We start from the raw sequence: 22,511 nt of genomic DNA on the forward strand, positions 1-22,511 counted from the left end.
TCCCGAAGGCTGTGTTCCGATCCTTACAAGCATCAGGTGCCTGAGTGTGCTGTGTGGGTTGGAGTGCTATGCTCCTGAGCGAGACGTTCAAAGGAGTCAACACATGAAGTTCGGAAAGGGTATGTTCGGCAAAAAATCGACTGCTAGCGCGGCCTCCCGCCCGGCGGATGGGCAAGGGCCAACGCTGGTGGTCAAAGGGCTACTGGCGATTTTGCTGGTCTATCTGGTTGTTTGCGTGTTCGTCGGTTGGTACTGGAACCGAGAGCCTGGCGTCATGCAACTGATTCCTGCCACCTCGGCACAAACAGACAGGGTAGAGGGAGAGATGACAGTCGCAACGGTCGAAGCTCTCATGACCACCTTGCTGGAAAAGCCCGGCGGCTATCTGAGTAATGACATCATGCCTCCTGGTGTCTGGCTGGATAACATGCCCAACTGGGAATTTGGCGTTCTGGTACAGATCCGGGATGTCACCCGTGCGATGCGCCGGGACATGGCGCGGTCGCAATCCCAGTCTGCTGAAGATGAAGATCTGGCCCGTGCAGAGCCACTTTTTCATTTTGACAACAAGAGCTGGATCATGCCCTCTACGGAAGGGGAGTATCGCAGCGGACTCAAGGCGTTGAATTCCTACGCTGCACGCCTCAGGGCTGATGAGGCTGATTTCTATGCACGTGCTGACAATCTTGGTAGTTGGCTCGGGGATGTCAGTACGCGCCTGGGCTCGCTTTCGCAGCGTCTTTCAGCCAGTGTTGGTCAGGCTCCCGTTACCGATGGCAGTCGTCCGCGCGAGCAGACTCCCTGGCTTGAGATAGATGATGTGTTTTACGAGTCCAGGGGTAGTGCCTGGGCGCTGGTTCACCTGCTGCGAGCAGTAGAGGTCGACTTTGCCGATATCATTGCCAAGAAGAATGCCCAGGCCAGTCTGAAGCAGATCATTCGGGAGCTTGAGGCAACCCAGGAATCATTGTGGAGCCCGATGGTGCTTAACGGAGGTGGATTTGGAGTGCTCGCCAATCATTCTCTGGTAATGGCCAATTATCTGTCGCGCGCCAATGCGGCCATTATTGACCTGCGCCGTTTGATGGAGCAGGGCTGAGCACGATGAACCCGCGGGACAGGGCTCATCTGGCCGCCTCGGCAGCCGAGCAGGTGATTCATGTTGATGAAAACGATCGGCCGTTGGGCGTGGTCGCGCGGGGTAGTTTGCATGCCAGGGGGCTGATCCCGCGCTGTACCTTTATTATTGTTTTCAACCGTCAAGGGGAACTCTGTATCCATCAGCGCTCCCCCTGCAAGCGGCTTTATCCCGGCTACTGGGATGTGGCAGCCGGTGGTGTGGTCGCAGCAGGTGAAACTTACCTTCAGGGCGCCAGACGGGAGCTTCAAGAAGAGCTGGGTGTCGCCGACGTCGAGCTCGAGGCGCATTTTTGCTTTTTCTACGAATCGCCACAAAGTAGGCTTTGGGGCCGCGTATTCAGTTGTGTATGGGATGGCCCGATAATCATGCAGCCCGAAGAAGTGGTCGGGTTCCGCTGGATAGACCCCCACCAGGCTTGGAAGCGCAGTGGAGAGAATTACGCTCCGGATTCGCTACGGGCGCTCGAACTGCTCCTCGCAGGACACACAGACATTGAACGCGCTGAATAGACATAGACAGCTGTGCAGGTCTATCGCTGAATAATGTGCCGGAAAACGCGAATTGGGTATCCAACAAAGATGGTCAAGACAGTCAAAGGTATGAATGCATTGGGTGGTCTGGTCTATTCGACTGAGGCTGGGCGAACCTGTCCTGGCTGCCGACAGCCAGTTGCCGCCTGCAATTGCGCGGCGGCCCCTCTTCCAGAGGGAGACGGTATTGCTCGTATCCGCCGCGAAACGAAAGGACGTGGTGGCAAGACGGTCACTACCGTCAGCGGTCTTCCACTCCAGGCCGAGGAGTTGAAGGTCTTGGGTAAAAAGCTGAAAACGCGTTGTGGCTGCGGTGGTTCAGTGAAAGAAGGCACGATCGAAATCCAGGGAGATCACGCTGATCTTATTACAGCCTGGCTAAAAGAGCAGGGTTTTCAGGCCAGGCGCGCCGGAGGCTGATTGGGTAATAGCAGGGCGGGTAACTGAATATCGAAAGCCAGCTGTACAGAACTCACACGAAAGCTAGTCTTGTCAGTCAGACCACTGCGCTGAGAGATTCGCCATGAAAGAGCCCACCCTGCCGCTCGATGAAGCTCAACGACAGGCTGATATGGAAGCGCTGAACCTGCTGGATACCGGGCCAGATCCGCGCTTTGACGCGTTATTGCGTCTGGCTCAGGGTGTGTTTGGCATCCGGACCGTACTTGTGACCCTGGTGGACAACGAACGGCAGTGGTTCAAGGCGCGCCGCGGGACGGCTCTGTCTGGCTCACCGCGTAGTCTGTCCTTTTGCGGGCACGCCATCCATAGCGATGCCATTATGGAGGTCCCCGACGCTCTGAAGGATGAGCGCTTTGCAGACAACCCATTGGTTACCGGCCAGCCACACATTCGTTTTTATGCAGGTATTGCCTTGCACGCACCCGGCGGCAGCCGTGTGGGCACCTTCTGTGTGCTTGACGATAGACCCAACGCATTGTCTGTCAGCCAAAGGCAGAGCATGCAGGACTTTGCCCTGGTTCTGGAGGCGATGTTTGAGACCTCACTGCTGCGGGTCGAGCAAAAGCAGTTGTTGGTCGAGCTTGACGGCGCCAAGCGTCGAGCGTTGCTGGATCCATTGACACAGCTTCTGAATCGCGAGGGCCTGGAGCAAATGCTGCCAGCGCTTGAAAGCCGCGCTCAGAGGGACGCTCTATACGTTGGCTTCATCTACGGTGATCTCGACCATTTCAAGCAGATCAATGATGAGCATGGTCACGGAGTCGGTGACGAGGTATTGGTGGAGGTGGGCCAGAGGTTGGTAGCTGCGATCCGCCCCGAGGACCTGGCAGTGCGTATGGGTGGTGAGGAATTCGCTGTGCTGGCTTTGGTGAAATCCCATGAACAGCTGGACATAGTCGCCGAGCGCGTGCGCGCAACCATGGCCTGTCCGCCATTTCCGGTGGCAGAGTTGATGCTGGATGTCACCATCAGTCTGGGAACCGCTATGGCCGGGTCACTTGAGGCCATGGATGCCCTGCTGCTAATTGACAGGGCCGACAAGGCCCTTTATCAGGCAAAGCAGGCTGGGCGTAATCGTGTGGTGCGCGGGTAGCCTGTCACTCGGCCGGGCTTAGCCACCAGTGCAGGTAACGTCCCATGTCACGGTATGTCGGGTGGCGGCTGTAAAGCAATTCCTGCTCTACAATCTCTGCAGTTTCGAGCTGTGACTGGAATTCGGCTGGCATGTAGTCATAGAAAACCCGGATTCCGCTTTTTTCCAGGCATTGCAGCCGGCTCTGGGCGACCCAGGTGGCGACCAGTGCCGGATCAAGTGGTTGTTGCGGAGTCAGGCTGCGCTTGCTTCCGGCCAGCTGGTTCTTCGCCAGTTTACGAAACTGGCCCTTGATCAGGTTCTTGTAAACCAACGCATCGCGATTGTAGAACGCCAGGGAGATGCGCCCTTCGGGCGTGCAAAGTTGCCTGAGCGCATTGATGGCCTGTGCCGGGTCCTCGAGCCACTCCAGTACCGCGTGGCAGATCACCAGATCATAGGTTTCTCCGTTCGCCGGCAGATCCTGTAACGGGCTCAGCAGGTAGGTAACAGGGTAAGCAGATACCAGGGGCTTGAGTCGTTCCCTGGCGGCGTCGAGCATCTCTGGGGAGGGGTCGGCCAGGGTCACCCGATGCCCCTGGCCCAGTAGCCATTCACTCATATGCCCCAGCCCGGCGCCCACATCGAGTACGCGAAGGGACTGGTCTGGCTCGCAGATTGCCGGCAGCCACTCTTGCAGGTCGCGGGTCAAAACTGCCAGACGCACAGCACCTTTGGGGCCGTCGTAGATCTTTCGGGCAAAATGTGCGCCCATCTGGTCGAAGTAGCGATCTGCCATGGCGGGAAGCTCCGTGATTGCTGCGTCAGATGGGCTGAATTTCAGGCATTAAAAAAGCCAGCTTGTGGCCGGCTTTCAAGGGGGCAAAACACTTATTTTTGGTAAGCGTTTACAGCCTTAACTATTTCCGCGCGGGCTTCATCGGAGCCGCCCCAGCGATCGATCTTGACCCATTTGCCGGGTTCCAGATCCTTGTAGTTCTCAAAGAAGTGCTGGATCTGCTGCATCAGCAGTTCCGGCAGATCAGTATATTCCTTGATGTCGCGATATAGCGCGCTCAGCTTGTCGTGGGGCACAGCGATGAGCTTGGCATCGCCGCCGCCATCGTCGGTCATGTGCAGAACACCTACCGGGCGGCAGCGGATCACTGCGCCAGGCGAGACGGGGTGCGGGGTAACGACCAATACATCCAGTGGGTCACCATCATCGGCCAGTGTGTTGGGGATGAATCCATAGTTGGCCGGATAGAACATCGGGGTTGCCATGAAGCGGTCGACAAACAGAGTATTGCTGTCCTTGTCGATCTCATACTTGATCGGCGCGTGATTGGCCGGAATTTCAATGGCGACATAGATGTCGTTGGGGATGTCTTTGCCTGCGGGGATCTGGTCGTAGCTCATGGGTTACCTGATTCGGGCATGATTGAAAAATTCTGGCCGCGATTATAGAGGCTGCGACAAGGGATACCAAGTGATAAGCGCAGAAAACAACTAAAACAATAGTCGCAGACGCACCCCCACCCGCTACCTTGCGAGGGCATGGGTCGGGGGGGGCGTGAGGGAGTGAAGATATCAGAGCTTGAGGGCGAAATAATGAAATTCCGAGTCAGCCGAAAAGCCCAGGGATCGATAGAGGCCGTGTGCAGTGATGTTGTCTTCCCCGGTCATGACCGTCATGCGCTTGATGCCCTGGGCGCGGGCCATGACCTTGGCCTGGTTGATCATTCTGTCAGCTACCAGTTGGCGGCGGGCTTCTTCGATCACATAGATGCCCTTGAGTACCCAGCTGGGTGACAGGGTAAGTGCCGAGAAGCTCGGGATAAACTGACAGAATCCAAGGACCTTGCCGGTATCCTCGTCCTCGGCCACCAGGATAATGGCCTGGTCGTTTTTCAGCCGGTCTTCCAGAAAACGTCTGGAAGCCTCAGGCTTGGGCAGCTGGCCGTAAAACTCACGGTATTTGATGAAAAGCGGCGTTACTTCGTCAAGCCGGCTAATATCTGCCTGCACAATACGCATACGTGTTTTCCATTAAGGGTCAGATTGTGGCTCATTATTGCATATGAGTCAGTTGCCATTATCCTGCCCCAAAGGTGGCGAATCTTCAATCGGAGAAAACAAAACACCCCGTCCGGGTGAGGCCGGACGGGGTGTCTGAAAGGTCCCGCTGGCGCGGAGCAGAGGCGTCATTCCTTCGCCGGGGCTCTGCGGTATGGGTCAGATTTTGAATTCAGGCAACTTGCGCTCGACTTTGTGATTATTCAATTGCACGTAGGCGGGCATGCCGTTGACAAAGGGTGGGTAGTCCTCGCCCTGGATAAGGGGCGAAAGATAACGACGGCATTCGTCGGTAATATGGAATCCATCCTCGGTAATAAATTCACGGGGCATGAATTTCTCGACGTTGGCGACATCCTTGAGGGGCGCTTCAATGATATCCCACTGGTAAGGGCTGTCCTGCAGGCGACGAATGGCGGGCATGACGGCATTCTTGCCTTCCAGAGCGATGCGTACCGCGGCCTGGCCAAGAGCATATGCCTGCTCCACATCGACGGCTGAAGCCAGGTGGCGCGCAGAGCGTTGCAAATAGTCGGCAACCGCCCAGTGGTATTTGTATCCCAGCTGGTCTTTTACCAGGTTGGCCACGGTAGGTGCCACGCCGCCCAGCTGCGCATGGCCGAACGCGTCAGTGAGTCCAGTTTCGGACAGGAACTTGCCGTCGATATTCTTGATGCCTTCAGACACACCAATCACGCAGTAGCCGTAAGTCTCTACACATTCTTTCACCCGGGCGAGGAAGGCGTCCTGATCAAAGCGGACCTCCGGGAACAGCAGGATGTGAGGAGGCTGGCCTTCACCTTCGCTGGCCAATCCGCAGGCAGCGGTAATCCAGCCTGCATGGCGGCCCATGACTTCGAGAATGAATACCTTGGTGGAGGTGGCGGCCATGGATGCCACGTCAAAGCCCGCTTCGCGAATAGAGGTGGCTACGTATTTGGCAACTGAACCGAAACCTGGGCAGCAATCGGTTATTGGCAGGTCGTTATCGACAGTCTTTGGAACGTGGATAGCCTGAATTGGATAGCCCATGGTTTCGGCCAACTGGGAAACCTTCAGGCAGGTGTCGGCTGAGTCACCACCCCCATTGTAGAAAAAATAACCGATATCGTGGGCGCGGAAGACTTCAATCAGGCGCTCGTATTCGGCGCGATTGGCTTCCAGGCTTTTTAGTTTGTAACGGCACGAGCCGAAAGCGCCGGAGGGGGTGTGGCGCAGCGCGGCGATGTTTTCTGCCGGCTCCATACTGGTGTCGATCAGATTCTCGGTCAGAGCTCCGATAATGCCGTTGTGACCGGCGAATACCTTGCCTATTCGATCGGGATGCTGACGAGCCGTTTCTATTACCCCTGCAGCTGAGGCGTTGATAACGGCGGTGACACCACCGGACTGGGCGTAAAAGGCATTCTTGACGGTCATGCGGACTCCATGTGTAAGGCAATGGCCGGGGTGGGCACGCGGCGCCGGATCGCCTGGATATGGGCGAACCAGAGCTGCGGACAAAAACGGCGAACGGGTTTGGCGTGCAACTATAGCCGAAAGTATGTCCATTTGCATCGCTGTCAGGCGTATGGCGGCGCTGTTGCATGGCGCGTGATAACATCCTCGCATTCTTTTCTGGCACGGGGTCTGGGCGCGACAATGCATCTGCACATTCTGGGTATCTGCGGTACGTTCATGGGGTCGTTGGCTTTACTGGCCCGCGAGCTTGGCCATCAGGTCAGCGGTAGCGACGCCAATGTCTACCCCCCGATGAGTACTCAGTTGCAGGCTCAAGGGATTGCATTGCTTGAGGGATATTCACCCGAGCACCTGCAGCCTGCACCGGATCTGGTGATCGTCGGTAACGCCATGTCGCGAGGTAATCCGGCGGTAGAATATGTGCTCGACCAGGGCTTGCCTTATGTCTCCGGTCCTGAATGGCTGGCTCGACATGTTCTGCAGGACCGTTGGGTGCTCGCCGTAGCCGGCACCCATGGCAAGACGACGACGTCCAGTCTTCTGGCCTGGATTCTCGAACATGCAGGTATGGCGCCGGGGTTCCTGATCGGGGGCGTGCCGCAGAACTTTGGGATCTCGGCGCGTCTGGGGGATACGCCTTTTTTCGTGGTTGAGGCTGACGAGTATGACAGCGCCTTTTTCGACAAGCGCTCAAAGTTCGTGCATTACCGACCCCGTACCGCGATCCTGAACAATCTAGAATATGATCATGCAGATATCTTCCCGGATCTGGCTGCTATAGAACGGCAGTTCCACCACTTGGTTCGTACCATTCCCTCAACCGGCCTTATTGTGCACCCGCACGGCGATGTTGCGTTGCAGAGAGTGATCGATATGGGTTGCTGGACACCCCGGCAGACCACGGGCGGTGAGGGCGAATGGAGAGCCAGCCTCCTGGCGGCGGACGGTTCGCGGTTCGAGGTCTGGCTTGATGGCGCTCTCCAAGGCGTCGCAGAGTGGTCCCAGACCGGAGCCCACAGTGTGGCTAACGCCTTGTCGGCCCTGGCGGCTGCACGGCACGTAGGCGTAACGCCCGCCCAGGGGATTGCTGCACTAGGCGAATTTCGCAGTGCCAAGCGGCGCATGGAGTTGTTGGGCACTTTTGAAGGCGTGAGTCTGTACGACGATTTTGCTCACCATCCCACAGCCATTGCCACGACGCTTGCCGGCTTGCGAGCGGGCATAGGTGATGCACCGCTGATCGCGATCATCGAGCCACGTTCCAACACCATGCGTCTTGGCAGCCACGCTGCGGCACTAGCCGCGAGTGTGGCAAGTGCCTCGGAGGTCATCTGGTTTCAGCCACCCGGGCTGGACTGGTCACTGCAGTCAGTAGTGGACGCCAGTCCGGTGCCAGCTCGCGTCGAGACCGACATTGACGACATTATCCAATCGGTGCTGGCTCGAGCCGTGTCAGGTACGCGGATAGTGATCATGAGCAATGGCGGTTTTGGTGGCATCCATCAGCGCATGCTGGGTGCGTTGGAGGTGAAGTGTGGATAACCGTCGGGTAACACTTGCCGTCACCGGTGCCTCCGGAGCTCAGTATGCGCTGCGTCTGCTCGAGTGCCTGGTCAAGGCTGACGTGGAGGTCTATTTCCTGATTTCCCAGGCAGCGCAGCTGGTGGTGGCGACCGAGACAGATATCAAGCTTCCACCCAAGTCACAGGCCCTGGAGCTGTTTCTTACCCAGCGCTACAGTGCGCGCGAGGGGCAGATACGCGTGTTTGGCAAGCAGGACTGGATGTCTCCTGTCGCATCAGGCTCTGGGGCGCCCAGTGCGATGGTGGTCTGTCCCTGCTCAACTGGGTCGCTGTCGGCTATCGCGACCGGCGCCAGCAATAATCTGATCGAGCGTGCCGCTGATGTGGCGTTGAAAGAGCGTCGCAAGCTGATATTGGTGCCCCGTGAGGCGCCCTATTCGACGGTGCATCTGGAGAATATGCTGAAGCTGAGCCAGATGGGCGCGGTGATACTGCCGGCCAGTCCGGGGTTTTATCACAAGCCCGAGTCGGTTGATGATCTGGTGGATTTTGTAGTGGCGCGGATTCTAAACCAGTTGGGTATCGAGCAAAACCTGTTGGCACGTTGGGGAGAGTAATTACTGCCGGCCAGTAGCCGGCAGCGGTGCAAGCGTCAGACGAAGTACAGTGACAGCGCTTCTGCGATGAAGGCCGGCTTGTCGTTACCTTCGATTTCCAGTGTAGAGCGTGCCTTGATCAACCACTGACCGGGTTTCTTCTCGGTTACGTCGATTACCGTGCTCTGCAGGCGGACGCGGGACCCCACCCGTACCGGTTGGATGAAACGCAGGCTGTCCAGGCCGTAATTGACCGCCATCTTCAGACCTTCAGGGCGAATCAAGAGTCCGGCTGACAGCGTGGGCAGCAAGGACAGGGACAAGAATCCGTGGGCGATCGTGCCGCCAAAGGGCGTTTGTTTTGCCTTCTCTTCATCGATGTGGATGAATTGATGGTCGCCGGTGCAGTCGGCAAATTGATTGACGCGCTCCTGATCAATGGTCATCCATTCTGAATGGCCGAGATCCTTGCCAATGTAGGAGGTCAGTTCGGAAACGGGTACGGCGGTCATGGCGTTCTCCATGGCTGTTGTTGTAGTGCCCCATGCGGAGCTGTGTGAAACAGGCGCTTGCAATGAGTGCAGGCGAAACTATAGACACAAGTTCAAGTCATTTGCCATGGTTACAAGGGTTGCTGACCGGGTCAATCGGCACACGGCTGAATAGGTTTGCTGAATGCCATAACCGCCGCACAGAGACGCCGGCGGTCCATTTTCTTTCCAGCGCGAGGCGGGCATGACTGAGAGACACCCCTTATTTCCACTCCAGAGCATTCTCTTGCCCGGGTGCGTTATCGATTTGCAGATTTTCGAAGCGCGTTATCTGGATATGCTCAGCCGGTGTTTCAAGCAGGGCGAGAGTTTTCTGATTGTGGCCCTGGAATCCGGCCCTGAAACCGGGTCTGGCGACCTTCGTTTCAATGCCCTGGGCTGTGAGGCGCTGATAACCGATTGGCAGCAGCGCGACAATGGACTGCTGGGTATTCGCGTGGAAGGCGGCCGGCGCGGGCGCATCGACTCCGCTGATGTGGCTGCAGACGGACTGGTCAGTGGAGAGATCAGCTGGTTGCCGGAACAGGCAGATGCGCCCGTGCTGGAGCAGCATGATGATCTGGTGGTGTTGCACGATGCGTTGATGCAGCACCCTCTGGCCGAGGGCCTGGGATTGCCCGAAGTGGCCGGGAGCCAGCAACGCCTGGGATACCAGCTGGCTTTTCTGTTGCCCTTCTCGCTGGATCAGAAGGTCGCGCTGCTGAATCTCGATCATCCCCAGGCGCGGCTCAGTCAGATCAATGAATGGCTAGAAATAATGCAGGCCTGAAAGCACCCCGACCGCGGTCGCCAATGGCAACCACAGCAGCAGATTATTGGCCGGGAACGCAGGACATTCAACGGGGCCTGCGCGTTCGACCAGCCAAAGGGACAGAAGCAGGCTGGCTGCCGCCAGCAGAAAGGCGTTTACCAGGCCCATCAGGCTCATGTGCGTGGCAGCAAGGCTTATCGTTCCCAGCAGAATCGCCGGCGGGGCGACTCCAGACATGAACGCCGCGCGTGTCCAGAAAGCATGTGGCCGGTTTTTCAGCAAGGCGGCGATAGCGATGAGCAAAAGACTGGCGGCAAGTGTGGTTGCCTGCCAGGTTGCATCAAACGCCAACACGAGCAATCCACACATCAGTGAAGCCACAAGAGTCAGGGCCAGGGATCGCCAGCCCCGCGACATTGCCAGACTCAAGGCGAGCAGGCTGAAAAGGGCGGCAGGGTAGACCGGACTGGCCAGCGCCGCCATTGCGTCCAGCAGGCCCGCGTTAACGTCTGCCATGGAAAGCCAGACGGCCAGGCTCTGATCAAGAATTACCAGCCTTTCGCTGTGCATCGCCAACGCCACCAATGCGACCAGGCATAACAGGCCCGCCAGGATGTTGCTCCAGCGCTGCTGCGCCCGAAGAATCAGAACGACAGCCAGTAGTAACCCCGCAAGCAGTCCCAGTAACGTTAACGCATGCTGCCAGAAAAACTCCGGTACCGGCCATTTGACTGCTCGGCCTGCCAGAAAGCCCGGTGTGACATAAACCGGTGCCCAGGCCAGGGCAGAGAGCAGGTTGATAGCGACGAAGCGGACGGTGGGCATGTCGAGCATGCCTGCGATCATGGGAATTATAGGGCGGATCGGGCCCACGAATCGGCCTATGAAAATCCCGAACAGACCATAACGTCTGAAAAAGATTTCTCCGCGGGCAATCCACTGTGGGTGACGGCGAAAGAGTCCCAGACGCCGGATATCCTGGTGAAAAAAACGTCCCAGCGCAAAGCTGAGCATGTCGCCCAATACTGCGCCGCAGAAAGCCCAGGACAAGGCTGCGACAAAGGACATGCCGCCGCCTCCAGCCATGGCCGTGACTGCGAGGAGCAGAAATACACCGGGTATTACCAGTCCTGCGACGGCGAGAGACTCCAGCAACGCGATCAGAAATATGGCCAGGCCGAGCCATTGTCGATGGTCTCCAAGCCATTCAATCAGGCTGCCCGTCAGCAGATTGTCCATGGTCCTTGCATCCTCGCGGTTGCGAAGGCCTTTGGGCCGGTCGGGTATCTGTGTTGGCGTGATCCAATCATATTGCAGATCATAGCAGCTCTGCCCTGTCCAGTGCCGGGGCAGGCAGCTATAATGCGGCCTTTAGTCTCGGCAACAGGTAATCGGTGGCAGGCATGGGCGCAGAACAGGTAGCAGATTACATGCAGGGGCTCGGTCTCAAGGCCCGGCAGGTATCCCGGGTGATTGGCCGTGCCAGCACAACGGTGAAGAATCGCGCGTTGCTGGCAACGGCAGATGCCATCGAAGCGGCACAGAACCAGCTGGTGGAAGCCAATGAGCTGGATCTTCAGTCGGGTCGGGACAATGGTCTGGACGCAGCGATGCTCGACCGCCTGGCACTGACGCCTGCGCGTATCCAGGGAATGCTCGAAGGCCTGCGTCAGGTCGCGGCGCTAGACGACCCTATTGGCGCCATACGCGATATGAAGTTTCTGCCCTCCGGAATTCAGGTAGGCCGAATGCGCGTGCCCCTGGGCGTCATCGGTATCATTTACGAATCGCGGCCCAATGTGACAGTGGAGGCAGCCAGCCTCTGCCTGAAGTCTGGCAACGCCTGTATATTGCGCGGTGGCTCCGAGTCGATTCACTCCAATCGAGCTATAGCCCGCTGCCTTGCTCAGGGCCTGGCCGCGGCCGGGTTACCTGCCGAGGTGGTGCAGGTTGTGGAAACGACCGATCGTGCCGCTGTGGGCGCACTGATCACCATGCCGGAATTTGTCGATGTGATTGTGCCGCGCGGTGGCAAGGGGCTGATTGAGCGGATCAGTCGTGATGCGCGTGTCCCGGTCATCAAGCATCTGGATGGAATTTGTCACGTGTACGTGGACGATCGGGCCGACCTGGACAAGGCGGAGGCGATTGCCGTTAACGCCAAGACTCATCGATATGGCGTTTGTAATGCGATGGAAACCCTGTTGGTACATGAGAGCATTGCTGCCAGCTTTCTGCCCCGGGTGGCGAAGGTGTACGCCGAAAAGCAGGTAGAGTTACGCGGTTGTGCCGCCACCTGTGCGATTCTCCCTGAGGCCCTGGTGGCTACCGAGGAAGACTGGTCGACCGAGTATCTGGCACCGATTCTGTCGATCCGCGTCGTCGCCGATATGGATGCAGCTATCGAGCATATCAATACCTACAGTTCCCAGCACACCGATGCCATGGTCTCGGAAGATTTCACCCGGGCTCGGCGGTTCCTGGCCGAGGTGGATTCCAGTTCGGTGATGATCAACGCATCGACGCGCTTTGCCGATGGCTTTGAATATGGACTCGGAGCCGAGATCGGTATCTCTACTGACAAGATTCATGCCCGTGGTCCGGTTGGCCTGGAAGGCCTCACGAGCGAAAAATATGTGGTATTCGGCGACGGACATATCCGCCAATGATGTGCGGATGAGTCAGCGTATCGGTCTGCTCGGAGGCACCTTCGATCCGATCCACTACGGTCATCTGCGCGGTGCGCTGGAAGCCGCTGAATGCCTGGGTCTGGATGAGCTTCGGTTGATCCCCAGTGCACGCCCGCCGCATCGTGAACAACCGGGGGCCACTGCCGGGCAACGCCTGGAAATGGTCCGGCTGGCCGCCCAGGGTGGTTGTGGTTTGCGGGTCGATGACCGTGAACTGCAGCGTGACCGCCCGTCATATAGCGTAGAAACGCTTGAATCGCTGCGCAGCGAGCTTGGCGATACTGTTACCCTGTACATGATTCTTGGTTGGGATGCCTTCGGCGGATTGCCGGGCTGGCATCGCTGGGAAGAATTGCTGGAACTGAGCAACCTGGTGGTATTGCAGCGTCCGGATTACGATCCGGAGCTGCCTGAGGTGCTCAAGGATCTACTGGCTGCTCGCAGCGTCAGTGATCCCGCTGGCGCCAACGCGAAGGCAGGGCAGATTATCTGCCTCTCGCAGACACCGCTGGCGATTTCGGCCACTCACATTCGCCAACTGGTTGCGGCAGACCGATCACCGCGTTTCCTGTTGCCCGATGCCGTACTCGATTATATTGAAAACCACGGGCTGTACCGGCCCTGACACCAAAGGATTAGAACTACCTATGCAGATCGACGAAATGCTCAAAGTGATAGAAGATGCGCTGGAGGAGCTCAAGGCCAAGGATGTGGTGCGCATCGACGTCCGCGAACTTACCAGTGTCACCGATTACATGATTATCGCCAGCGGTACCTCGAACCGGCACGTCAGTGCGCTCAGTGATAACGTGTTGGAGAAAGCCAAGGCGGCCGGTAATCGTCCCCTGGGTATTGAAGGCAAGGAGTCCGGTGAATGGGTGCTGGTAGATCTGGGCGACATAGTCGTGCATGTGATGCAGCCCGCAACCCGGCAGTTCTATGACCTGGAACGCCTGTGGCAGAGCGCTGAGTCTCGCCGGGCCCAGCAGCAGCAACCCGCCGAGTAAGTTGCATTGCGTATACGCTTAATCAGTGTAGCGTCACGCATGCCGGGCTGGGTCGAGCAGGGTTATCACGAGTATGCCAAGCGCATGCCCGCTGATCTGCCGCTGGACCTGGTGGAGGTGCCGCTGGCAACGCGTGGCAAGAATGCGGACATTGCCAGGTTGATGCGCCGTGAGGGTGAGCAGATGCTGGCGGCCACCCAGCCAGGCGATCGCATTGTCACCCTGGAGGTAACCGGTCGCAGCTGGAGCACTGAAGACCTTGCTGCCCATCTGGAGGCCTGGCGTCTGGAAGCGCGCAATGTCAATCTGATGGTTGGCGGACCGGAAGGTCTGGCCGCTGAGGTGGCGGCGCGCAGCGAGCAGCGCTGGTCACTGTCAGCGTTAACCCTGCCGCACCCTCTGGTAAGGATACTATTGGCGGAACAGCTGTACCGAGCCTGGACAATTCTAAATCGCCACCCCTACCACAAGTGATACATGGCCAGACCTATTCACCTGAAGGACCATTCCAGTGACGCCGGTGTTATCCAGAGGAGGGTAGTGCTTGCCTCCGTGTTCGTCGCAGCGTTGACGATGGCACTGGTTGGTCGTATGTACTTTCTGCAGGTCACGCAATACGAGCATCATTCGACCCTGTCCGAGAATAACCGGGTGCATATTCAGCCGGTGCCGCCGAGTCGTGGCCGGATATATGACCGTAACGGAATAGTGCTCGCTGAAAATCGCCCCAGCTTCAGTCTCAGCATCACCCGGGAACGGGTACCCAATCTGGATGACACCTTCGTGCTTCTCGGCTCGCTGCTGCAGCTGAGCGAAGAGGACCTGGAGCGCGCGGAACGCAAGTTGACCCAGGGAAGGCGGCCCTTCGAAGCCGTGCCGGTCATGTTTGGCCTGACCGAAGAGCAGATAGCGCAAATTGCCATCAACCAGTTTCGGCTGCCTGGCGTCGAGGTGCAGACCAGCTTTGTACGGCATTACCCCTTTGCGGAGCATTTTGCTCATGCAGTAGGGTATGTCGGGCGCATCAACGAAAAGGAAATGACCACCATTGATCAGGTGGCCTATGCCGGTACCCACTATATAGGCAAGACCGGTATCGAGCGGTTCTACGAAGATACCCTGCACGGTACCGTGGGTTATGAGGAAGTGGAAACCAACGCGCGGGGGCGTGTTCTCAGGGTGCTCAAGCGCACAGATCCGCTGCCTGGCAAGGACATTACCCTGCACCTGGATAGCCGCTTGCAAGCGGTGGCGGAAAAGGCGCTGGGTAATAGACGCGGCGCCGTCATAGCGATCGAACCTGAAACTGGTGGGGTGCTCGCGTTTGTCAGCCAGCCGGGTTTCAATCCCAACCTCTTCGTGACCGGCATCAGCCATGCTGATTACGGTGCCCTGCGCGACTCCCTCGATCAGCCCCTGTTCAACCGGGTTCTGCGCGGCCTGTATCCACCCGGCTCGACGATCAAGCAGATCATTGCCCTGGCCGGACTCGACAGTGGTGTGACTACACGGGAAAGCCGCGTTTATGACCCAGGCTTCTACCAGTTACCCAACCACAGCCACAAGTACCGCAACTGGAACCGCTCGGGGGATGGCTGGGTGTCCATGGCCTATGCCATAGCGCGCTCCAACGACACGTATTTCTATGACCTGGCAAACAAGCTGGGCATCGACCGGATGCATGAATACATGACCCGTTTCGGCCTCGGAACACGCGTTTCCCATGACATGTATGAAGAGTCTGCGGGGCTCATGCCCTCGCGTGCCTGGAAGCGCGAAGCCCGTCGCCAGCCCTGGTACCCAGGCGAAACCTTGATCACCGGCATCGGTCAGGGATACATGCTGACTACGCCATTGCAGCTTGCCCAATCGGTTGCTTTGATGGCCAATCGGGGCGTTTGGCGTCGACCGCGTCTGCTCATGCACGCCGAAGGCGAGCCGCCTCAGGTGGATGACACGCCGGCTGATATCGAACTCAAGAACCCGGATGACTGGGACTTCATTGTCGATGCTCTGCAGGATGTAATGCATGCACCGCATGGCACATCGCGCAGCGCTGCTGTAGATGCGCCATACCGCATGGCGGGTAAAACCGGCACTGCTCAGGTGGTAGCCATTGCCCAGGGTGAAAAGTACGATTCGGAAGCGCTGCAGGAGCGCCACCGTGATCACGCCCTGTTCGTGGGCTTTGCACCGGCTGAAGCGCCAAAAATTGCGGTGGCAGTGATGGTTGAAAACGGGGAGTCGGGCGGACGTGTTGCAGCGCCCGTCGCGCGCCAGCTCTTCGACGCATGGCTGGTGCCTGACCCCGAACCGACCGCTTTCACCGAGGAGGTAGCAGAATGAGAGGTATTCTCTCTGCAGTGGCCGCCGGCGGCGGCGGTTTGCAAAGGCGCGATCCATTCTGGCAACGGATTCACGTGGATCCCTGGTTGCTGCTGCTGATCATGGTGCTTGCCGCTGTTGCCGGCTTCGTGCTGTATTCCGCCAGTGGTAAAAGTCTGGCGATCTTGTATCGCCAGGGCGCTGCCTATTGCGTGGGGTTGGCCGTGATGCTGGCCATTGCCCAGTTCAAACCGCGCTTCATGGAGCGTTGGGTGCCAGCGGCCTATGTAGGCTGTCTGCTTTTATTGCTTGCCGTTCTGGTGGTGGGTACCGAGGCCAAGGGCGCTCAGCGTTGGCTGACCATCCCCGGGGTGATCCGTTTCCAGCCCTCGGAGATCATGAAGCTGGTCATGCCGATGGCGGTGGCCTGGTATCTGGCGCGACGTAATCTGCCGCCGAGTTTCCGGTATATCTGCGGTACCTTGGTGATTGTCCTGGTCCCCATGGTTCTGATTCTCAAGCAGCCGGACCTGGGTACGTCCCTGCTGGTGGCATTGTCAGGATTCTTTGTTCTGCTGCTGGCGGGTTTACGCTGGCGCTATATCATCGGGGCGGGGGTGTTATTAGCGCCCGCCGCCATGGCCATGTGGTTTTTCGTTCTGCACGAGTATCAGAAGCGTCGGGTGCTGACTTTCCTGAACCCGGAAAGTGATCCCCTGGGTGCGGGCTGGAATATCATCCAGTCCAAGGCTGCCATCGGTTCCGGTGGCGTATTCGGCAAGGGCTGGCTGCAGGGTACCCAGTCACACCTGGACTTTCTGCCCGAAGGGCATACCGATTTCATCATCGCGGTATTGGCCGAAGAGTTCGGCATGGTTGGCGTGTGTCTATTGTTGGTCGTGTACCTGCTGATCATCGCGCGGGGGCTGTTCATCACTCTGCAGGCCCAGGATACCTTCAGCAAGCTGTTGGCAGGTAGTATCACACTCACATTCTTCATATATGTGCTGGTCAATATCGGCATGGTCAGTGGCCTGTTACCGGTAGTCGGGGTACCCTTGCCGCTGATCAGCTATGGCGGCACCTCATTGGTAACGCTTCTATCCGGATTCGGCATTCTGATGTCGATTCAAACGCATCGAAAATGGATGGCCCAGTAATGCAGGCAAATTTATTCCGTCGTCTGAACCTGTTCGTTGCCGCTGTTCTGACGTCCAGCGGCGCGCCGCTATGGGCGTCCGATTATTCCGCCGAGCATCCGGCGGTAGCACCCTTCGTGCATGAAATGCAGGTCGAGCACGGTTTTCCCGCGGCCTATGTGAGTGGGTTGCTTGCCGATGCCGAACGCAAGCAAGCCATCCTGGACGCTATTTCCAGACCAGCCGAACGCGTTCGCCCCTGGCATGAGTACCGCGCAATATTCATTACTGATAAACGCATCGCAGATGGCCTTGAGTTCATGCGCACCCATGCTGATGCGCTGGCTCGCGCCGAGCAGCAATACGGTGTGGAGGCTGAAGTGATCACTGCAATCATCGGCGTGGAAACGTCCTACGGTGGTAACAAAGGCAGCCACCGCGTGATTGACGCGCTCACCACCCTGGGATTTGACTATCCGCCACGGGCCGACTTCTTCCGTCGTCAACTCAAGGCATTTCTGGTATTGACCCGCGAACAACAGATGGATCCTCTGACGTTAACGGGCTCCTACGCCGGAGCAATGGGCTATCCCCAGTTCATCCCCAGCAGTTATCAGGCCTTTGCTGTTGATTTTGACGGTGATGACAAGGTTGATATCTGGAATAACCCGGTTGACGCCATAGGCAGTGTGGCCAATTATTTCAGCGAGCATGATTGGCGGTCAGGCGAGGCCGTTGCGGTTCCGGCCACCGTTACTGGAGACGACTTCGCCAGTGGGGTGACGCTGGACCGGGGCCTGGAAGCCCGCAGCAGCGTGGGAGATTTGATGGCGCTGGGCTGGCAGCCCGAGAGTGAACTTGCAACTAATCTGGAGGTCATGGCTTACGAGTTTGACGCCGGAGACCATGTGCAGCACTGGATCGGGCTGAATAATCTCTATGTGATTACCCGTTACAATAGAAGTGTCATGTATGCGATGGTGGTGCATCAGTTGTCGCAGCTGATCAAAGAGGCCGGGGTAAATGAATAACATGTCTACATGCAGTCTCCGGGGAGCCCTGGGTGCCGTTGTGCTGGCATTGCTGGGGGCCTGCTCGAGTGCTCCCCAGCAGCCGGTTACCGGCTCTGCTCCCGCTAGCAGACCCGCGGTAGATGGCGCGCCAGACTATCTTATGGACGTTTCGGCCATTCCTGATGCGGTGCCTGTGGTGCACAACGGCCCCTATAAAGCCTCGCCCTACAAGGTACTCGGCAAGCATTACACCCCCATGCAGGATGGCCGGCGTTATCGGGAGGAGGGTGAGGCATCCTGGTACGGAACCAAGTTCCATGGGCAGAAGACAGCCAACGGCGAACTCTATGACCTCTATGGCATGACGGCCGCACACAAGACGTTGCCATTGCCGACCTATGTTCAGGTCACCAACCTTGCAAATGATCGCAAGATTGTCGTGCGGGTGAATGACCGCGGGCCTTTTTATTCCACGCGGATAATCGATCTGTCCTATGCGGCGGCCAAGAAGCTCGGCTTTGCTGATAAGGGCACGGCGCGGGTGCTGGTTGAAGGTATTGACCCGGTTGTCTGGCATCAGCAACGGAATCCGGGTTATCTGGTGACCGCGCAGGCGGCCGAGCCGGAGCCAGCGCCTCAGTATGCAACGCAGGAACCCGTTGCCGAGGAAAAGGTGTTTCTCCAGGTGGGCGCGTTTTCTTCCATTCAGGCGGCCGAGCAGCTTCGGGCACAATTGCAGAGCCAGACCAGTAATCCGGTATTTCTCAGTACCACGGAAAATAATGCCACGACGTTACACCGGGTTCGCATCGGACCGCTGGTCTCGCAGGATCAGGCCCGGCAGCTGCTAGATATATTGCAGCGTGCCAATCTGGGCACCCCAACGCTGATTTCCGGCAATTGACAATCAATCACCGTACCAACCCATTTCATAGTGAGTACCATGCTTAAAAAATTGACCCACATGTTGCTGCTTTCAGGTTCGCTGGCCTTTTCCGGTCTGGCTTCTGCCCAGGTACCCACGCCTAACGTCGCGCCTCAGGGTGCAGCTATTGTTCCATCGGCGCCACAGCTTGCGGCCAGCAGCTATATGCTGCTGGATGCCCGCAGCGGCAAAGTGCTCATGGAGCACAATGCCGACGAGCCGCTGCCGCCGGCCAGTCTGACCAAGATGATGACCAGTTATATTGCCAGCATGGAGATACTGCGTGGCCAGATCAAGGAATCCGATCTGGTGTTGGTGAGCGAGAAGGCCTGGCGCAAGGGTGGCTCGAAGATGTTCATCGAGGTAGGCAACCAGGTACAGGTTATCGATTTGCTGCGAGGCATCATCATTCAGTCCGGGAACGATGCCAGTATTGCCATGGCTGAGCATATTGCCGGTAGCGAGGACGCCTTCGCTGACCTGATGAACAGCCACGCCAAGCGTCTGGGCATGACCAATACACACTTCGAAAACTCCACCGGATGGCCAGCTGAGGGCCACCTTTCCACTGCTCGCGATATGGCAACCATGGCGCACGCCATCATTCGTGACGACCCGGAACATTACAAGTTGTATAAGGAAAAGGAGTTTGTCTGGAACGGTATTACCCAGCCCAACCGCAACCTGATGCTCTGGCGTGACAGCACGGTTGACGGACTCAAGACCGGGCATACCGAGGAAGCCGGTTACTGCCTGGTGGCCTCTGCCGAGCGTGAAGGTATGCGTCTGATATCGGTAGTCATGGGCACGACCAGCGAGCAGGCAAGAGCGGCGGAAACCCAAAAAATGCTGACCTGGGGCTTTCGTTTCTTCGAGACCAAGTCTTTCTATGAAGCCGGGCAGGTGCTGTCTCAAGCCAGGGTTTGGGCCGGTGCAGAGAATCAGGTTGCGCTGGGTCTGACTGATGGGCTGGTGATGACCTTGCCCAAAGGGCAGGCGGAGAAACTGGAAGCGGGTATCACCATCGATTCGTCGATCAAGGCGCCAATCGCCGTGGGCGACGTATTGGGTCAGGTCGAGGTCAGGCTGGGTGATGAGATTGTGCACAGTGCGCCGCTTGTGGCCTTGGCAAATGTCGAACAGGCAGGCATTTTTGGCCGTTTGTGGGATAACCTCAGGCTGTTTTTCTACGGCTTGTTCAACTGAGAGGGGCCTGCCCATGGCAACGACAAATACTGACGCACCGCGCATCGAATTTCCCTGCCGGTATCCCATCAAGGTAATCGGCAATGCCGGTGAAGGATTTGTAGCGCTGGTGGCGGATATTGTCGAACGTCACGCGCCGGGCCTGGACCCTGCAGCCATCGATATCAGGGAGAGCAAGAACGGTCGGTTCCTGTCCCTGCGCATGGAAATCATGGCCACCGGCCCTGAGCAGTTGCAGGCCCTGAATGCGGAGCTGAAGGCCACAGGCCGGGTGCAGATGGTCCTGTGAGTGACGCGCCTGTGGTTCGTCGCCTGGGGCTAGTTGATTATCTGCCTACACTTGAAGCGATGCGCCTTTTTACTCATGAGCGCGATGCAGGTACCCCGGATGAGATCTGGTTGCTGGAGCACCCACCGGTGTTTACCCAGGGCCAGGCGGGGAAAGCCGAGCATGTGCTGGCCGCTGGCGATATTCCGGTGGTGCAGGTTGAGCGCGGCGGACAAGTGACCTACCACGGCCCGGGGCAACTGGTTGCATATCTGATGCTGGATATTCGTCGACGGGATATGGGTGTTCGTGACCTTGTAACCGCCATGGAGCGGAGCCTGGTGGATACCTTGGCCGGTTACGGTATCCAAGCCGCTCCGCGTCCTGACGCCCCCGGCGTGTACGTTGGGGCCGCAAAGATCGCCTCTTTGGGCCTGCGCATTCGCCGGGGCTGCTCGTTCCACGGTCTGGCATTGAATGTGGATATGGATCTGCAGCCATTCCAGAGGATCAACCCCTGTGGCTATGCAGGTCTGGTGATGACGCAGATGAGTGAGGAGCTTGAGGCGCGGCCGGGTATTGATGAGGTGGGCCAGCGCCTGGAGCAGGCGCTGTTGCAGGAGCTCAGCTGACGGAGCGGGTGGGTATCAGTTGTGGCACGGGGCCTTGTCCAGGCACCGCAGTGGGCTCTGCCAGCCCCAGATTGTTTTTCTCGAAAACCCGGTCTGCGCGGTAACTCGAGCGCACCAATGGGCCCGATGGCACCTCCATGAATCCCTTGGCCAGCCCAATCTCGCGATAGCGGTTGAACTCCTCAGGCGTGACCCAGCGCTTTACCTTGAGATGATTCTTGGTGGGCTGCAGGTATTGGCCAAGCGTCACGATATCGACGCCGATTGCCCGCAGATCATCCAGGGTAGCCAGTATCTCTTCATCTGTTTCACCCAGACCGAGCATCAAACTGGTCTTGGTGATCACCTTGGGGCGATGGCGCTTGGCATGCTCCAGAACTTTGAGGGTCTTGGCATAGCCAGCTCGGGGGTCACGGACTTCACGGGTGAGTCGCTCGACTGTTTCCACGTTCTGGGCAAAAACCTCCAGCCCTGAATCTACCACGGCCTCGATAGCCGTATGCACACCGTCAAAGTCAGGTGTCAGGGCTTCAACCACCACCTGCGGCGTGCGTTGTTTTATCGCACGGACAGCGGCGGCGTAGTGGCTGGCTCCGCCGTCCGGCAGGTCGTCGCGATCTACCGATGTGAGAACGATATAGCGCAGGCCCATCAGCTCTACCGACTTGGCCGTGTTTTCCGGCTCATCGATATCCAGCCAGCCATTGGGGTTGCCGGTGTCGACTGCGCAGAAGCGGCAAGCGCGGGTGCAGACCGACCCCATCAGCATGATGGTTGCTGTGCCATTGGACCAGCATTCGCCCATGTTCGGGCAGTGGGATTCCTGACACACCGTACTCAGCTTGTGGGAAGCCACATTCTGTTTGACGGCCTCGAAGCGCTCTCCGGTCGGGGCGCGTGCGCGTAGCCATCTGGGTTTGGGTTCGAACACCACAGGCTCGACGCTCGTAGCGCGCCGTTTCTGGCCGTCCTTTATCGCGGCAATACCCTGAGCGTTGCGAAACTTCTCGCCGCTACCGACGCGTTTTGAGGGGTGGTCGCTCATGAAAGGTAGCTGCTCCTGTACCGGGCCCAAGACGATGTAAACGCCGGGTCATGGTGAGGGGAGCCGGCTTTTACCCAAGATAGATTGGTGTAATCTTA

The 22,511-nt window shown here is 58.0% G+C and carries 25 protein-coding genes; 18 read left to right on the top strand and 7 right to left on the bottom strand.

The window, feature by feature from the left end:
* The first annotated feature begins 121 nt into the window (after positions 1–121).
* The 4 genes from FZF01_RS11490 (at position 122) to FZF01_RS11505 (ending at position 3,226) form a co-directional block, all read left to right on the top strand.
* On the top strand, positions 122–1,099 hold the full coding sequence (locus FZF01_RS11490; protein ID WP_223825503.1) for a DUF2333 family protein: 978 nt from the start codon (positions 122–124) through the stop codon (positions 1,097–1,099).
* A 5-nt stretch (positions 1,100–1,104) separates the two neighbouring features.
* Positions 1,105–1,650 carry an NUDIX hydrolase gene (locus tag FZF01_RS11495; RefSeq protein WP_150278323.1) on the top strand — a complete coding sequence of 182 codons (546 nt, stop codon included), beginning with the start codon at positions 1,105–1,107 and terminating at the stop codon, positions 1,648–1,650.
* Between the two features lie 69 nt (positions 1,651–1,719).
* Positions 1,720–2,091, top strand: a complete 372-nt coding sequence (locus FZF01_RS11500; protein ID WP_150278324.1) for a translation initiation factor Sui1 — start codon at positions 1,720–1,722, stop codon at positions 2,089–2,091.
* A gap of 103 nt (positions 2,092–2,194) precedes the next feature.
* Positions 2,195–3,226 (top strand): GGDEF domain-containing protein, encoded by a 1,032-nt coding sequence (locus tag FZF01_RS11505; protein ID WP_150278325.1) that lies wholly within the window; start codon positions 2,195–2,197, stop codon positions 3,224–3,226.
* A 4-nt stretch (positions 3,227–3,230) separates the two neighbouring features.
* Here FZF01_RS11505 and FZF01_RS11510 read toward each other — a convergent pair whose 3' ends face one another.
* From FZF01_RS11510 to FZF01_RS11525, 4 genes are all read right to left on the bottom strand, one after another.
* Complete coding sequence (locus FZF01_RS11510; protein ID WP_150278326.1) at positions 3,231–4,004, bottom strand: methyltransferase domain-containing protein; 774 nt, start codon at positions 4,002–4,004, stop codon at positions 3,231–3,233.
* Positions 4,005–4,096: 92 nt separating this feature from the next.
* The gene (ppa, locus tag FZF01_RS11515) at positions 4,097–4,624 is read right to left on the bottom strand and encodes an inorganic diphosphatase (protein WP_150278327.1); all 528 of its coding nucleotides are present in this window, start codon (positions 4,622–4,624) and stop codon (positions 4,097–4,099) included.
* A 171-nt stretch (positions 4,625–4,795) separates the two neighbouring features.
* On the bottom strand, positions 4,796–5,242 hold the full coding sequence (locus tag FZF01_RS11520) for a GNAT family N-acetyltransferase (protein ID WP_150278328.1): 447 nt from the start codon (positions 5,240–5,242) through the stop codon (positions 4,796–4,798).
* Positions 5,243–5,440: 198 nt separating this feature from the next.
* Positions 5,441–6,700, bottom strand: a complete 1,260-nt coding sequence (locus FZF01_RS11525) for a 6-phosphofructokinase (RefSeq protein ID WP_150278329.1) — start codon at positions 6,698–6,700, stop codon at positions 5,441–5,443.
* Between the two features lie 222 nt (positions 6,701–6,922).
* Between FZF01_RS11525 and mpl the strand changes: the two genes are divergently transcribed.
* Together mpl and FZF01_RS11535 are read left to right on the top strand one after the other, a co-directional pair.
* Positions 6,923–8,284, top strand: a complete 1,362-nt coding sequence (mpl, locus tag FZF01_RS11530) for a UDP-N-acetylmuramate:L-alanyl-gamma-D-glutamyl-meso-diaminopimelate ligase (RefSeq protein WP_150278330.1) — start codon at positions 6,923–6,925, stop codon at positions 8,282–8,284.
* Positions 8,277–8,882, top strand: a complete 606-nt coding sequence (locus FZF01_RS11535) for a flavin prenyltransferase UbiX (RefSeq protein WP_150278331.1) — start codon at positions 8,277–8,279, stop codon at positions 8,880–8,882. Before mpl ends, FZF01_RS11535 begins: the two co-directional genes overlap by 8 nt.
* A 35-nt stretch (positions 8,883–8,917) precedes the next feature.
* Here FZF01_RS11535 and FZF01_RS11540 read toward each other — a convergent pair whose 3' ends face one another.
* The gene (locus FZF01_RS11540) at positions 8,918–9,373 is read right to left on the bottom strand and encodes a MaoC family dehydratase (protein WP_150278332.1); all 456 of its coding nucleotides are present in this window, start codon (positions 9,371–9,373) and stop codon (positions 8,918–8,920) included.
* A gap of 223 nt (positions 9,374–9,596) precedes the next feature.
* Here FZF01_RS11540 and FZF01_RS11545 point away from each other — a divergent pair, with 223 nt between their 5' ends.
* Complete coding sequence (locus tag FZF01_RS11545) at positions 9,597–10,181, top strand: LON peptidase substrate-binding domain-containing protein (RefSeq protein WP_150278333.1); 585 nt, start codon at positions 9,597–9,599, stop codon at positions 10,179–10,181.
* On the opposite strand, the gene FZF01_RS11550 is transcribed toward FZF01_RS11545, so the two are convergent.
* Positions 10,161–11,402, bottom strand: coding sequence for a DedA family protein (locus FZF01_RS11550; RefSeq protein ID WP_150278334.1), 1,242 nt, complete (start codon positions 11,400–11,402; stop codon positions 10,161–10,163). The genes FZF01_RS11545 and FZF01_RS11550 overlap by 21 nt on opposite strands.
* A 164-nt stretch (positions 11,403–11,566) precedes the next feature.
* Between FZF01_RS11550 and FZF01_RS11555 the strand changes: the two genes are divergently transcribed.
* The 11 genes from FZF01_RS11555 to lipB are packed head-to-tail and all read left to right on the top strand — an operon-like array spanning position 11,567 to position 21,368.
* On the top strand, positions 11,567–12,832 hold the full coding sequence (locus FZF01_RS11555) for a glutamate-5-semialdehyde dehydrogenase (protein ID WP_223825489.1): 1,266 nt from the start codon (positions 11,567–11,569) through the stop codon (positions 12,830–12,832).
* 7 nt (positions 12,833–12,839) lie between these two features.
* On the top strand, positions 12,840–13,478 hold the full coding sequence (nadD, locus tag FZF01_RS11560) for a nicotinate-nucleotide adenylyltransferase (RefSeq protein ID WP_150278335.1): 639 nt from the start codon (positions 12,840–12,842) through the stop codon (positions 13,476–13,478).
* A gap of 22 nt (positions 13,479–13,500) precedes the next feature.
* The gene (gene rsfS, locus FZF01_RS11565) at positions 13,501–13,860 is read left to right on the top strand and encodes a ribosome silencing factor (protein ID WP_150278336.1); all 360 of its coding nucleotides are present in this window, start codon (positions 13,501–13,503) and stop codon (positions 13,858–13,860) included.
* 6 nt (positions 13,861–13,866) lie between these two features.
* A complete protein-coding gene (gene rlmH, locus FZF01_RS11570) occupies positions 13,867–14,334 on the top strand; it encodes a 23S rRNA (pseudouridine(1915)-N(3))-methyltransferase RlmH (protein WP_150278337.1) in 468 nt (155 codons plus the stop codon).
* Positions 14,335–14,337: 3 nt separating this feature from the next.
* Positions 14,338–16,206: a penicillin-binding protein 2 gene (gene mrdA, locus FZF01_RS11575; protein WP_150278338.1), complete on the top strand. Its 1,869-nt coding sequence runs from the start codon at positions 14,338–14,340 to the stop codon at positions 16,204–16,206.
* The gene (rodA, locus tag FZF01_RS11580; RefSeq protein ID WP_150278339.1) at positions 16,203–17,345 is read left to right on the top strand and encodes a rod shape-determining protein RodA; all 1,143 of its coding nucleotides are present in this window, start codon (positions 16,203–16,205) and stop codon (positions 17,343–17,345) included. The genes mrdA and rodA overlap by 4 nt, the downstream gene beginning before the upstream one ends.
* The gene (gene mltB / locus FZF01_RS11585; protein ID WP_150278340.1) at positions 17,345–18,355 is read left to right on the top strand and encodes a lytic murein transglycosylase B; all 1,011 of its coding nucleotides are present in this window, start codon (positions 17,345–17,347) and stop codon (positions 18,353–18,355) included. Before rodA ends, mltB begins: the two co-directional genes overlap by 1 nt.
* Entirely contained in the window at positions 18,348–19,241 is an 894-nt protein-coding gene (locus FZF01_RS11590) for a septal ring lytic transglycosylase RlpA family protein (protein WP_150278341.1), read from the top strand. The genes mltB and FZF01_RS11590 overlap by 8 nt, the downstream gene beginning before the upstream one ends.
* Positions 19,242–19,301: 60 nt before the next feature.
* Positions 19,302–20,468, top strand: a complete 1,167-nt coding sequence (locus FZF01_RS11595) for a D-alanyl-D-alanine carboxypeptidase family protein (RefSeq protein ID WP_373286441.1) — start codon at positions 19,302–19,304, stop codon at positions 20,466–20,468.
* 13 nt (positions 20,469–20,481) lie between these two features.
* Positions 20,482–20,757 carry a YbeD family protein gene (locus tag FZF01_RS11600; RefSeq protein ID WP_150278343.1) on the top strand — a complete coding sequence of 92 codons (276 nt, stop codon included), beginning with the start codon at positions 20,482–20,484 and terminating at the stop codon, positions 20,755–20,757.
* A complete protein-coding gene (gene lipB, locus FZF01_RS11605; protein ID WP_150278344.1) occupies positions 20,754–21,368 on the top strand; it encodes a lipoyl(octanoyl) transferase LipB in 615 nt (204 codons plus the stop codon). Before FZF01_RS11600 ends, lipB begins: the two co-directional genes overlap by 4 nt.
* Here the strand turns inward: lipB and lipA are convergent.
* Positions 21,361–22,413, bottom strand: coding sequence for a lipoyl synthase (gene lipA, locus FZF01_RS11610; RefSeq protein WP_150278345.1), 1,053 nt, complete (start codon positions 22,411–22,413; stop codon positions 21,361–21,363). The two genes, lipB and lipA, sit on opposite strands and share 8 nt — an antisense overlap.
* Positions 22,414–22,511 lie beyond the last annotated feature (98 nt).

It is taken from the genome of Halopseudomonas salina (assembly GCF_008641105.1).

Coding starts and splice junctions, on each gene's coding strand:
- nadD (WP_150278335.1), top strand. CDS start 12,840: ATGAGTCAGCGTATCGGTCTGCTCGGAGGCACCTTCGATCCGATCCAC.
- FZF01_RS11505 (WP_150278325.1), top strand. CDS start 2,195: ATGAAAGAGCCCACCCTGCCGCTCGATGAAGCTCAACGACAGGCTGAT.
- mltB (WP_150278340.1), top strand. CDS start 17,345: ATGCAGGCAAATTTATTCCGTCGTCTGAACCTGTTCGTTGCCGCTGTT.
- FZF01_RS11595 (WP_373286441.1), top strand. CDS start 19,302: ATGTTGCTGCTTTCAGGTTCGCTGGCCTTTTCCGGTCTGGCTTCTGCC.
- mpl (WP_150278330.1), top strand. CDS start 6,923: ATGCATCTGCACATTCTGGGTATCTGCGGTACGTTCATGGGGTCGTTG.
- FZF01_RS11555 (WP_223825489.1), top strand. CDS start 11,567: ATGGGCGCAGAACAGGTAGCAGATTACATGCAGGGGCTCGGTCTCAAG.
- FZF01_RS11590 (WP_150278341.1), top strand. CDS start 18,348: ATGAATAACATGTCTACATGCAGTCTCCGGGGAGCCCTGGGTGCCGTT.
- FZF01_RS11525 (WP_150278329.1), bottom strand. CDS start 6,700: ATGACCGTCAAGAATGCCTTTTACGCCCAGTCCGGTGGTGTCACCGCC.
- rsfS (WP_150278336.1), top strand. CDS start 13,501: ATGCAGATCGACGAAATGCTCAAAGTGATAGAAGATGCGCTGGAGGAG.
- FZF01_RS11600 (WP_150278343.1), top strand. CDS start 20,482: ATGGCAACGACAAATACTGACGCACCGCGCATCGAATTTCCCTGCCGG.
- FZF01_RS11540 (WP_150278332.1), bottom strand. CDS start 9,373: ATGACCGCCGTACCCGTTTCCGAACTGACCTCCTACATTGGCAAGGAT.
- FZF01_RS11510 (WP_150278326.1), bottom strand. CDS start 4,004: ATGGCAGATCGCTACTTCGACCAGATGGGCGCACATTTTGCCCGAAAG.
- FZF01_RS11550 (WP_150278334.1), bottom strand. CDS start 11,402: ATGGACAATCTGCTGACGGGCAGCCTGATTGAATGGCTTGGAGACCAT.
- ppa (WP_150278327.1), bottom strand. CDS start 4,624: ATGAGCTACGACCAGATCCCCGCAGGCAAAGACATCCCCAACGACATC.
- FZF01_RS11520 (WP_150278328.1), bottom strand. CDS start 5,242: ATGCGTATTGTGCAGGCAGATATTAGCCGGCTTGACGAAGTAACGCCG.
- FZF01_RS11495 (WP_150278323.1), top strand. CDS start 1,105: ATGAACCCGCGGGACAGGGCTCATCTGGCCGCCTCGGCAGCCGAGCAG.
- FZF01_RS11545 (WP_150278333.1), top strand. CDS start 9,597: ATGACTGAGAGACACCCCTTATTTCCACTCCAGAGCATTCTCTTGCCC.
- mrdA (WP_150278338.1), top strand. CDS start 14,338: ATGGCCAGACCTATTCACCTGAAGGACCATTCCAGTGACGCCGGTGTT.
- FZF01_RS11500 (WP_150278324.1), top strand. CDS start 1,720: ATGGTCAAGACAGTCAAAGGTATGAATGCATTGGGTGGTCTGGTCTAT.
- lipA (WP_150278345.1), bottom strand. CDS start 22,413: ATGAGCGACCACCCCTCAAAACGCGTCGGTAGCGGCGAGAAGTTTCGC.
- FZF01_RS11490 (WP_223825503.1), top strand. CDS start 122: ATGTTCGGCAAAAAATCGACTGCTAGCGCGGCCTCCCGCCCGGCGGAT.
- rodA (WP_150278339.1), top strand. CDS start 16,203: ATGAGAGGTATTCTCTCTGCAGTGGCCGCCGGCGGCGGCGGTTTGCAA.